This is a genomic window from Haloplanus salinarum, assembly GCF_024498175.1.
Lineage (GTDB): Archaea > Halobacteriota > Halobacteria > Halobacteriales > Haloferacaceae > Haloplanus > Haloplanus salinarum.
In genome coordinates this window covers 2,820,703-2,829,885 of the sequence record NZ_CP101823.1, presented here as the reverse complement: position 1 = coordinate 2,829,885, position 9,183 = coordinate 2,820,703, and the positions used below count along the sequence as shown (strand labels likewise).

General features: G+C 72.8%; 12 protein-coding genes. 4 read left to right on the top strand and 8 right to left on the bottom strand.

Going from position 1 to position 9,183, the window contains the following annotated elements:
• The first annotated feature begins 1 nt into the window (after nucleotide 1).
• Nucleotides 2–514 carry an MOSC domain-containing protein gene (locus NO364_RS14880; RefSeq protein WP_257627926.1) on the top strand — a complete coding sequence of 171 codons (513 nt, stop codon included), beginning with the start codon at nucleotides 2–4 and terminating at the stop codon, nucleotides 512–514.
• 12 nt (nucleotides 515–526) lie between these two features.
• Here the strand turns inward: NO364_RS14880 and NO364_RS14875 are convergent, their stop codons facing one another.
• Genes NO364_RS14875 through NO364_RS14865 form a run of 3 tightly spaced genes read right to left on the bottom strand, consistent with a single transcriptional unit; the run spans nucleotide 527 to nucleotide 2,565 of the window.
• On the bottom strand, nucleotides 527–1,288 hold the full coding sequence (locus NO364_RS14875) for a DUF7537 family lipoprotein (protein ID WP_257627925.1): 762 nt from the start codon (nucleotides 1,286–1,288) through the stop codon (nucleotides 527–529).
• On the bottom strand, nucleotides 1,285–2,016 hold the full coding sequence (locus tag NO364_RS14870) for a cytochrome c biogenesis CcdA family protein (protein WP_157690132.1): 732 nt from the start codon (nucleotides 2,014–2,016) through the stop codon (nucleotides 1,285–1,287). The genes NO364_RS14875 and NO364_RS14870 overlap by 4 nt, the downstream gene beginning before the upstream one ends.
• Complete coding sequence (locus NO364_RS14865; protein WP_157690133.1) at nucleotides 2,017–2,565, bottom strand: TlpA family protein disulfide reductase; 549 nt, start codon at nucleotides 2,563–2,565, stop codon at nucleotides 2,017–2,019.
• Nucleotides 2,566–2,686: 121 nt separating this feature from the next.
• Here NO364_RS14865 and NO364_RS14860 point away from each other — a divergent pair, with 121 nt between their 5' ends.
• Nucleotides 2,687–3,898 (top strand): iron-containing alcohol dehydrogenase family protein, encoded by a 1,212-nt coding sequence (locus tag NO364_RS14860; protein WP_257627924.1) that lies wholly within the window; start codon nucleotides 2,687–2,689, stop codon nucleotides 3,896–3,898.
• On the opposite strand, the gene NO364_RS14855 is transcribed toward NO364_RS14860, so the two are convergent.
• Both NO364_RS14855 and NO364_RS14850 read right to left on the bottom strand, forming a co-directional pair.
• Nucleotides 3,899–4,342 carry a peroxiredoxin gene (locus tag NO364_RS14855; RefSeq protein ID WP_157690135.1) on the bottom strand — a complete coding sequence of 148 codons (444 nt, stop codon included), beginning with the start codon at nucleotides 4,340–4,342 and terminating at the stop codon, nucleotides 3,899–3,901. It lies immediately after the preceding gene.
• A 47-nt stretch (nucleotides 4,343–4,389) separates the two neighbouring features.
• Nucleotides 4,390–5,301, bottom strand: a complete 912-nt coding sequence (locus NO364_RS14850) for a hypothetical protein (RefSeq protein WP_257627923.1) — start codon at nucleotides 5,299–5,301, stop codon at nucleotides 4,390–4,392.
• A gap of 146 nt (nucleotides 5,302–5,447) precedes the next feature.
• On the opposite strand from NO364_RS14850, the gene NO364_RS14845 reads away from it, so the two are divergent.
• Complete coding sequence (locus NO364_RS14845) at nucleotides 5,448–6,197, top strand: P-loop NTPase family protein (RefSeq protein WP_257627922.1); 750 nt, start codon at nucleotides 5,448–5,450, stop codon at nucleotides 6,195–6,197.
• On the opposite strand, the gene NO364_RS14840 is transcribed toward NO364_RS14845, so the two are convergent.
• Nucleotides 6,198–6,713, bottom strand: a complete 516-nt coding sequence (locus NO364_RS14840; RefSeq protein WP_157690138.1) for a DUF7858 family protein — start codon at nucleotides 6,711–6,713, stop codon at nucleotides 6,198–6,200.
• 162 nt (nucleotides 6,714–6,875) lie between these two features.
• On the opposite strand from NO364_RS14840, the gene NO364_RS14835 reads away from it, so the two are divergent.
• Nucleotides 6,876–7,736 (top strand): transcription initiation factor IIB, encoded by an 861-nt coding sequence (locus NO364_RS14835; RefSeq protein WP_157690139.1) that lies wholly within the window; start codon nucleotides 6,876–6,878, stop codon nucleotides 7,734–7,736.
• Here NO364_RS14835 and NO364_RS14830 read toward each other — a convergent pair.
• Together NO364_RS14830 and NO364_RS14825 are read right to left on the bottom strand one after the other, a co-directional pair.
• A complete protein-coding gene (locus tag NO364_RS14830) occupies nucleotides 7,715–8,410 on the bottom strand; it encodes a nucleotide-binding protein (protein ID WP_257627921.1) in 696 nt (231 codons plus the stop codon). The two genes, NO364_RS14835 and NO364_RS14830, sit on opposite strands and share 22 nt — an antisense overlap.
• Nucleotides 8,407–9,168 (bottom strand): DUF7857 domain-containing protein, encoded by a 762-nt coding sequence (locus NO364_RS14825; RefSeq protein WP_257627920.1) that lies wholly within the window; start codon nucleotides 9,166–9,168, stop codon nucleotides 8,407–8,409. Before NO364_RS14825 ends, NO364_RS14830 begins: the two co-directional genes overlap by 4 nt.
• Nucleotides 9,169–9,183 lie beyond the last annotated feature (15 nt).

The following is a 9,183-nucleotide window of genomic DNA, read 5'->3' as shown; positions in this document are numbered from 1 at the left end:
TATGGCTCGCGTCACCGATCTCTTCGTCGCGCCCGCAGGCTCCGAACCCATGGCGTCGGTCGACCGCGTCGAGGCCGTCGCCGACGCCGGCCTGCGCGGCGACCGCTACTGCACCGGCGAGGGGTACTACTCCCCCTACGACACCTGTCAGGTGACGCTCGTCGCCCGCGAGGCCCTCGCGGAAATCGAGCGCGAGGCGGGTATCGACCTGACCGACGGCCGCCACCGGCGCAACGTCGTCGTCGCCGGTCTCGACGTCCACGACCTCCTCGATCACCGGTTCCGACTCGGCGAGGCGACGCTCGTCGGGACCCGTCCCCGTCCGCCCTGCGCACACGTCGAGGAACTCGCCGAGGAGGCGGGCGTCGCCAGAGCCCTCGGCGACGGCCGTGGTGGGATCTGTGCCGACGTGATCGAGGGCGGTTCCGTCGCCGTGGGGTCGACGGTGACCGACCTCGGCGACCGGGACCGCACCGACGCCATCGTCGAGCGGCTGCGCGCCGAGGGGGAGTGAGGCGGGCGTCGCTCAGCCGGCGGTGCCGTTTCGCGCCGACTCCGTGGCTGCCCCGTACCAGTCGGGGTGTTCCACGGTCGTGGTACCGACTCCGGTGATGCGGACGGTCGTCGAGAGGTCGCGCTTCCCGTCGCGGTACCGAACGGTCCGTTCGCTCTCCAGCCTGCGGACCACGCCGTCCGCATCGATCAGGAGCGTCAGCGACCCGTTCGAGGCCACGGCGGTGTCGTTCAGCGCGGCGGTCACACGGTAGCGGCGTCGTCCGTCCCGTAACACCGGCTCGACCGTCGCGTTCCGGCGGGTGCTCAGCCGGTAGAGGCGGGTCCGCTGGAGCGCGGCGTTCAGTTTCACCGGCGAGTCGAACAGGGGGACCCGGCCGTAGGCACTCGTCCCGTTTCGGCGCACGCGTCGGTACGTCGTCGCCCCGTCGCGCCAGGCGGCGACGCTGTCGGGGCCGGCGGCGACGCGCTCCGGTGGGTCGCCCACCGCGTCCCGGCGACTCACCACCGTGCCACGGATCGGATCGCCGGGAGCCACGCGCCACGTCCGGTTGCTGACGACGGTGTAGTTCCCGCTCCGTGGCCGCATCGTCGTGGTCGATCGGACGGTGAACGGTTGGTCGTCGAGAGCGTCCGTGTGTGCCCGAATCAGCGCGTTCGTATCGGTCACGTCGTCGGTCGAGAGTCCCGGCGGCGGCCCCGACTGTCCCGTCGGCGCGACACAGCCGGCGGCGACCACCAACAGACAGACGAACGGCACGGCCGGCCCCCTCATCGCGGGATCACCGCCGGGAACCCGTAGAAGTAGTAGTAGATCTCCGCGAGCCCCGACGCCGCGAGCAGGGCCCCCGAGACGCGGTAGATGCGCTCGGTGTGCTCGCGCAGGACCGACACGACCGACGTGCCGCCGAGCGCGGAGAGTCCGGTCACCGCCGTCAACACGGCGCTCATCCCGAGGGCGTACGCGACGGCGATGCCGACGCCGACCGCCGGCGCCGACGCCAGTCCCTTCGCGACGACGGCGACGAACAGCGGCGCCGTACAGCCCGCGGCGGCCCCGGCGTACAGGACGCCGAAGACGAAAAAGCCGACCACCGACCGTCGCCGCTCCGGAAGTCGGACGTGGACGGGCGAGCGACCCCGCCAGCCGACGGCCATCGCGACACCGGCGATCAGAAACAGGCCGCCGACGACGGCTTCGAGCACCGCGATGTCCGCGAGTGCCCGCGCTCCGAGCGCGGCCGTTGTTCCGGCCAGCCCGACGTAGACGAGCGTGATGCCGAGGCTCACGACGACGCTTATCAGCCCTGCCCGGACGAGTGGCCGACGCACCCGACCGACGAGCGCGCCCGACGCCGCGTCGGCGCCCGCCCGCGACGCGGTATCGCCCAGGAAATACGAGAGGTAGCCGGGCAGGAGGGGAAAGGCACAGGGGGCGAAAAACGTTACCGCTCCCGCGGAGAACGCCAACCCGAACGGGGCCGCCGACACGTCCCCGAGCATTCAGGACTCCTCCACTAGCGGCCCGACGAGGCCGTCGAACTCCGCGAACGTGCGCGCCCGCACCTCCGGGTCGTCGCCGCTCGCCGGTTTCCCGTCCGCGTCGAACAGGAGGTTCGTGGGGTACGCGTTGGCGTTCCACCGCTCGGTGGCTTCGAGCGCGCCGTCGATGACGACGGGCCACGTCCCCTCGTACTCCGCCCAGAACTCCTCGACGAGCGTCTCGTCGACCTCCGGCGTGATCGAAACCATATGCAGTTGGTCGGGCTCGTACGCCGCGCGGAGCTTCCGGAACTCGGACATCTCGCGCTGACACGGCTTGCACCACGTCGTGAAGAAGTTCAGCAGGCTGACCGTTCCCGACTCCTTCAGCCGAACCTCGCCGTCCGGCAGTTCGCCGCGCGTGACTGCCGAAGGGAGGGAGAGCGGTTCGTCGTCGGTCCCGGTGTCCGTCGACCCGCCCGCGGACGGACCGCCGAGACAGCCGGCGATACTGCCACCGATCGCCGTACCGATGGCTCCCAGGAGGAGCCGACGCTGTCTGGAGGGCATGCGATTTCGCCCGTTTCGGCGTCCGATGCATATAGGTTGGTGCCCCGTCTCAGGACGCGCCGGACGGCGCCGATATGCCGCGGTGCCCGCGCTTAACACCGGGCCGACCGTACCGGGACGTATGTCCACCGCTCCGTCCGACCGGGAGTTCACCTTCGACTACGACCCCGGCGAACTCCGCTGTGGCCGCGGTCGGGTCGCCGACCTCGGCGAGGTCCTGGCCGCCCGGGGCCTCGAATCCGCCCTCGTCGTCACCGGATCGAACGTGGGCGCGACCCCCGCCGTGATGGATCCGGTCGCGGCCGGTCTCGGCGACCGCCTGGCCGGCGTCTTCGACGAGACGACCCCCGAGAAACACCTGCTGACGGGGCTTTCGGGCGCCCGCCGCGCCCGGCGCGAGGGGGTCGACGCCCTCGTCGCCGTCGGGAGCGGGAGCAGCCTCGACGTGGCCAAGGTGGTCGCCGCGCTGGCGAGCCACGACGACCCCGCGGCCGCCGCCGAGCGGGCCGTCGAGACGGGAACGGTTCCCGTCGACGCCGATCCCCTGCCCGTCGTCGCGGTGCCGACGACCCTCGCCGGCGCCGACCTCTCGGTGATCGCCGGCGTGGGACTCTCGCACGACCCCGCCGGCACGCCCGCCCACGAGATTCCCAACGGCTCCCTGAGCGACGCGCGACTCATGCCGACCGCGCTCTGTTACGACCTCGCGCTGTTCGAGACGACGCCGAAATCCGTCCTCACCGCCTCCGCGATGAACGGGTTCGACAAGGCCGTCGAATGCCTCTACTCGCCGTACGCCACGCCCGTCACCGACGCCACCGCGACCCGTGCGCTGGCGCTCATGTCCGCGGGGTTCCCGACCCTCCCCAGCGAGTCGATGGACGCCGACCGCCTCTACGACGCCGTCTGTGGGGTCGTCCTCGCCCAGTACGGCATCTCCACGCCCGGCACCTACCGGGCGTCGATCATCCACGCCTTCGGCCACGGCTTCTCCCACGACTACGACGCCCACCAGGGCGTCGTCCACGGCGTCCTCGCGCCGCACGTCCTCCGCTACGTCTTCGACCGGGTCCACGGTCGCCGCGACCTGCTGGCCGGGGCGCTCGGCGTCGACGACGCGGCCGATCCCGCCGAAGCGGTCGTCGACGCCGTCGCGGACGTCGCCGCCGACCTGGGGCTCCCTGCCGAACTCCGCGCGATCGACGGTCTCACGCACGACGATCTGTCCGGCATCGCGGCCGAGATCAACGACGACGGGCTATTGGAAGTCGCGCCGGACGGAATCGATCCCACGCCCGCGGAGATCCGGTCGGTCCTCGAGGCGGCGTGGTGATTACCCTTCGACGACGAACTTCCCGCGGACGTCGTCGAGGACGTCCGCGGCGTGGCCGGCCGGCTCGGGGGCGTAGGTCGCGAGCACCTCGCCGTCGGCGAGGAGGACGGTGCGGCGGTCGGCGTATCCGTGCTCCGTCGAGACGCCGAACGCCTCGGCGACGGTCCCGTCCGGGTCGGCGAGCAGGTCGAAGCGCAGTCCCTCCGCGTCCGCGAACTCCGCGTGGCGCTCGGCGTCGTCCATCGAGACGCCGTAGACGGCGACGCCGAGTTCGCGGAACTCCGGGAGCGCCGCCTGGAACTCCGCGGCCTCGGCCGTACAGCCCTTCGTGAAGTCCTCGGGGTAGAAGAAGACGACCGTCGGCTCCCCGAAGTCGGGTGTCACCGACTCGCCGTCCTGGTTGCGCGCCGAGACGTCGGGCGCCGGATCGCCGGGTTCGAGCATCGGTCGGCCTTCGGCCCCGACCGGGATAACGGGTTCGACACCGGCGGTCATCCCCGGATCGCCGCGACCAACATCCCCGCGCCGAACAGCCCCAGCGTCGCCACCGCGTACGCGACGACCGCCAACCGCTCGGCGGCGAAGACGGCGAAGATTCCGGTCGCACACAGGAAGATTGCTCCGAGGGTCCCCAGCGCGATTCGGACCGAACGGTCGAGGCCATCGCCCGCCCCCCAGTCGCTCGTCCGGACGATCCGTTCGAGGGCGGCGCCGACCCGTTCGGCCGCGTCCGCGGGGACGACGAGGAGGACCGGCCGACCCCACCAGCCCCGGCGTCGATACCGGAGGACGAACACCGCGTACTCGCCGACGTGGAGTCGATGGACACGGCGGAGCGGCGAGAGGTCGTGGGTCCGCACCAGCCGTTCGTCCGGATCGAGTCGCTCGGCCTCGGCGTGCTCAACGGCGGCCGCGCCGACCGCTCGCCGGAGCCGTCCGGTCTTCGGATCGAGGCTGCCGACCGTGTACCGCAGGTCGACGACCCACCTGGCGGCGACGAAGGCGAGCGGGTAGGCGAGCAGGAGCCCCGGTCGGAGCGCCAACGGCAGGAGGAGGAGGGGTCCGCCGACGGCGGCCACCGGCAGGTAGCGACGACGGAGCCACCCCGCGTTCGGCAGGACCGCGCCGAGTTCGTGGTCGGTGCCGTACGTCGACGCGAGACGGAGGTACCACAGCGACATCGGCCCCCCGACCAGCAGGAGTACGACGACGAGGAGGACGGTCCCGGTGTCGCCCCCGAGGCCACCCTGGACGGCGAGCGCGACGAGCACCGCCACGAGCAGGAGGCCGACGACGGCGGCGACGCCGGCCCCGAGGTGAAAGAGGAGCAGTCGGAGCCGGTCCGATTCCCGGTCGGGGAGCGCCGCCCACGTGACCGTCGAGTCGTTTCCCGTGGGGACCATGTTCGCCCTCGGTCCGTCGGCGACAAGGCTCTTGTCCCGCCTGTCGCGCGAACGCGCTCACTTCGTCGGCGTCCACGCCGACGAACGCCCGGTCGTCACCGATCGCCGTCCGACCATTTTAATCGGAAGCCGCCGCATGCGGTGGTATGAGCGACGGTGAGGCCGGCACGGTGGCGGCGCTGGTCGGGGCGACGGGCGGGGCGGGGACCACGCGACTGACGGTCGAACTCGGGGCGCTCCTCGCGGCCGACGGCCGGTCGGTCGCGGTCCTCGACGCCGCCTTCGCCACACAGGGGCTGTCCGACTACCTCTCCGGGCGACTCGACCCGGACCTGACGGCGCTGCTCACCGACCGACGGGAGGCGCCGCTCGAAGCGGGGCTGGTCGACCTGCCGCTCGACGCCGACGGCGGACGGTTGGCCTGTTGTCCCGCCGCGGCACCGTTCGAGCGCCTGGCCCGGGCGAAATCCGCCGACGCGGCCCGGCGCTTCGAGTCGCGCATCGCCGCCGCGGCCGACGCGTTCGACCACGTGGTCGTCGACACGCCGCCCGTGGCGGCGAACCAGTCGGTCGCGGCGGTGAACGCCGCCGATCGAACCGTCGTCGTCGCGCCGGCGACGACGCGAGGACGCGACGCCGTCCAGCGACTCCGTGGCCGAATCGAGGACATCGGAGCGAGTGCCGACGCCGTCGTCGCGACCCGTGGCGACCTGTCGGTCGCCGACGCTGCCCTGCCCGAGACGACGGCGGCGGTGACGGCCGCGCCGACTTGTCTTGACGAGGGGACGGTCGCGACGGCCGTCGCCGAGGTGGCCGACGTCGTCTTCGACGCCGACCCCTCGGTCGAGGACGGAACCGGGCTGCTCGACTCGGTCGGCGACTTCGTCCCGCGGTAGCTACCGCAGGTCGCCGACGGAACTCATCGTCTCCGCCAGCGCGTCCCGCTTGTCGACCGTCGCCGTCGCGTCGGGTTCCAAGACGCCCTCGACGGCGTCCGCCAGGTCGGGAACCGGGTCGTGCGTCTCGACGTACGCCGCCAGCGCGAAGTCCGCCTCGTCGGCGCCCGCGAGTTCGGTCGCCTCCGTCCGGGGGAGGTCGCCCGCCAGCCAGTCCCGGACGATCCGACGTCCCGTCGGACCGAGCGGCGACAGCCCCGTGACGCCACAGCGGTGGAGCAGTTTGGCGGCCGTCATCGGTGCCAGCCCCGCCTCCCGGGCGCAGTCACCGACGCTCGTCCCCCCCGCGTACGTCTCCAGCACCGTCGCCGCCGCCTCGGGCGTGCACGGCAACGCCTCCGCGTGGCCGTCCAGGCGGGCGACCAGGTCGCCACCCGTCGCGTCCACCGTCGGGACCCCACGTTCCCGTTGCCGCTCGTGTACCTCGATCCCCGCGGCGATGTCGGACAGTCCCATCGCCGCACAGTGGCCTCGCTTCGGTTGTAAAACCTACCGCCGATCCGCGGAGCCGACGGTAGAACGTACCGGTGACCGGTACGCTTCTCGCCGGCGAACCCCTCGAATTTCCCGGCTCGCGCCCCCGTTTAAATACTCCATCGGGACCAACTTTCGACTGTGATGAGCCAGGCACGGACGGAGTGTCCGGAGTGCAGCGGGCGACTGAACACCCAGGGGACCGAGACGGTCTGCGGGCAGTGTGGGCTCGTCGTCGACGAGTACCGGATCGACCACGGGCCCGAGTGGCGCTCCTTCGCCGACGACGAGACGTCGCCCGAGCGGACCGGCGCGCCGCTCACCCAGTCGCGACACGACCGCGGTCTCTCGACCGACATCGGTCGATCGACCCGGATCAAGGGGCGGAAGCGGCGTCGGCTGTCGCGGATGCGGACCCAGCACAACCGGGCCCAGATATCGACGAAACGCGAGCGCAACCAAGTCTACGCGTTCACGGAGATCAGGCGGCTGGTCGGGGCACTATCGCTCCCGCGGCACGTCCGCGAGTCGGCGTGTTCGCTGTTCCGGTCGGCTCAGGAAGCGGACCTGCTCCGTGGCCGGTCGCTGGAGGGCTTTGCCTCCGCGACGGTGTACGCCACCTGTCGGATCTGCTCCGTCTCCCGGACCGTCGACGAGGTGGTCGACGCCGCCAAGGCCAGCGAGACGGAACACCGCGCGGCCTATCGGGCGCTGAACCGCGAACTCGATATCGCCACCGGTCCGATCCACCCGGTCGAGTACATCCCCCGCTACGCCAGCGAACTCGACGTGAGCGAAGCGGTCCGCCGGAACGCCGAGGCCCACGCGCGGCGCCTCCGCGAGTCGGGCGACATCGCGGGCCGCAACCCGAGCGGCGTCGCCGCGGCCTGTCTCTACACGGCCGCCCGCGAGGCCGGCGCGTCGCTCACCCAGCAGGATGCCGCCGACGTGGCCGGCGTCACCCCCGTGACCGTCCGCAACACCTACGCGCTGCTGACGGAGTGACCGCCACGCTCCCGCTCGCAGGTCCGAACCGCGTCGCCGAGCGAGCGAAACGCCGCGGCGGCGTTCGAATCCGGCGACGCCGACACCATCGGCCGCTCGTCGTCGACGGACCGACCGACGCGCGGGTCGGCCGGCACCGCCGAGACTGGCGCCCCGAGCGTCCGCCGGAGCGCGTCCACCGGCGGGTCGTCGTCGCCGGTCGTCCGGTTGAGCACGACGCCGACCAGCCCCGCGTCGAGTTCCCGCGCCAACTCCCGCGTTCGGACCACGTCGGCTAACGCGAACCGTCGGGGCGACGCCACGAGGACGCAGGCGTCGGCGACGGCGAGGGGGACCCCCACGTCGGCACGGAGGCCGGCCGGGCAGTCGACGATCACGTCGCCGGCTCGTGACGCCACCGTCCGGAGCGCGTCAGCGAGTTCGCGGACGTCCGCCGCGCGGGCGCCGGCGAGCGAGCGACCACAGGGCAACAACGACACCCGTCCGTGGCGGACGGCCTCCGTCGGGGCCGCCCGCCCCGCGAGGACGTCGTGGAGGTCCGGCCCCCGACCGCGGGGGAGGTCGGCCATCCCCAGGTCGGCGTCGACGACAACGGCGTCGAGTGCCGCCCCCAGGTTGTACGCGACAGTCGTCTTCCCCACGCCACCTTTCCCGCCGGCGACGGCGACGATCACGCGAGCCTCCGGAGGGCCGCGTGGGGCACGTCGACCGCTCCCGCCCGCTCCGCGAGTCCCTCCGCCCGCTCCGCGACGGCCCGGAGCCGTTCGGCGTCGGCCGCGATCCGGTCGCCGAGGTCGGCGACGTCGCCGCCGTCGAGCGCGGACGCGACCGTCTCGGCCGACGCGTCCGTCAGTCGCTCGCCGCGTTCGATCCGCCGTTCGGCCGCCGCCAGCCACGACTCGACCGCCGGCGGCGCCACCGTCGGCGACCCACCGTTCGGTGACGGCGGTTCGCACTCGGTCGCCGGCGGGTCCCCGTTCGGTGACGGCGGTTCGCAGGTCCGCTCCTCCGACCCGCCGTTCCGGTCCCCCGTGTCCGTCCCGTCCGCCTCGCTCGTTGCCGGCCCGTCCGGCAGCGCGTCGGCCGGCGGGCGCGCCTCGGCCAACCCACGGATCGCTGCCGCGACCGTCGCCCCCGATTCCTCGGTCGTTGCCCGCCCCTCGTCGCTGATCTCGACCGGCGGGCGTTCGTCGGGCGCCGGGCAGGCGTACCCGAGCGCGAGGCGGTCGCCGGCGGGAACGACGCCCGTGAACCCGTCGGCGTCCCATCCTCGTTCCGGCACGCCGGCGCGGCGCGGGGGCAGGAGCGGGCCGGACAGCCGGTTCGTCACCCTGACCCGGCGGTCGACCGGCGACGGGTTGTGCAGTTCGACCGTCACGAGGGCGACGTCGTCGCGGCCGTCGAGCCGCGTGAGCGTCCAGTCGGACTCCATGACCCGGACTGGCCG

What these genes read in the sequence shown, in the direction of transcription:
- NO364_RS14855 (WP_157690135.1), bottom strand. Translation starts at nt 4,342, where the DNA reads ATGCTCGAACCCGGCGATCCGGCGCCCGACGTCTCGGCGCGCAACCAG.
- NO364_RS14850 (WP_257627923.1), bottom strand. Translation starts at nt 5,301, where the DNA reads ATGGTCCCCACGGGAAACGACTCGACGGTCACGTGGGCGGCGCTCCCC.
- NO364_RS14835 (WP_157690139.1), top strand. Translation starts at nt 6,876, where the DNA reads ATGAGCCAGGCACGGACGGAGTGTCCGGAGTGCAGCGGGCGACTGAAC.
- NO364_RS14860 (WP_257627924.1), top strand. Translation starts at nt 2,687, where the DNA reads ATGTCCACCGCTCCGTCCGACCGGGAGTTCACCTTCGACTACGACCCC.
- NO364_RS14870 (WP_157690132.1), bottom strand. Translation starts at nt 2,016, where the DNA reads ATGCTCGGGGACGTGTCGGCGGCCCCGTTCGGGTTGGCGTTCTCCGCG.
- NO364_RS14840 (WP_157690138.1), bottom strand. Translation starts at nt 6,713, where the DNA reads ATGGGACTGTCCGACATCGCCGCGGGGATCGAGGTACACGAGCGGCAA.
- NO364_RS14865 (WP_157690133.1), bottom strand. Translation starts at nt 2,565, where the DNA reads ATGCCCTCCAGACAGCGTCGGCTCCTCCTGGGAGCCATCGGTACGGCG.
- NO364_RS14875 (WP_257627925.1), bottom strand. Translation starts at nt 1,288, where the DNA reads ATGAGGGGGCCGGCCGTGCCGTTCGTCTGTCTGTTGGTGGTCGCCGCC.
- NO364_RS14825 (WP_257627920.1), bottom strand. Translation starts at nt 9,168, where the DNA reads ATGGAGTCCGACTGGACGCTCACGCGGCTCGACGGCCGCGACGACGTC.
- NO364_RS14880 (WP_257627926.1), top strand. Translation starts at nt 2, where the DNA reads ATGGCTCGCGTCACCGATCTCTTCGTCGCGCCCGCAGGCTCCGAACCC.
- NO364_RS14845 (WP_257627922.1), top strand. Translation starts at nt 5,448, where the DNA reads ATGAGCGACGGTGAGGCCGGCACGGTGGCGGCGCTGGTCGGGGCGACG.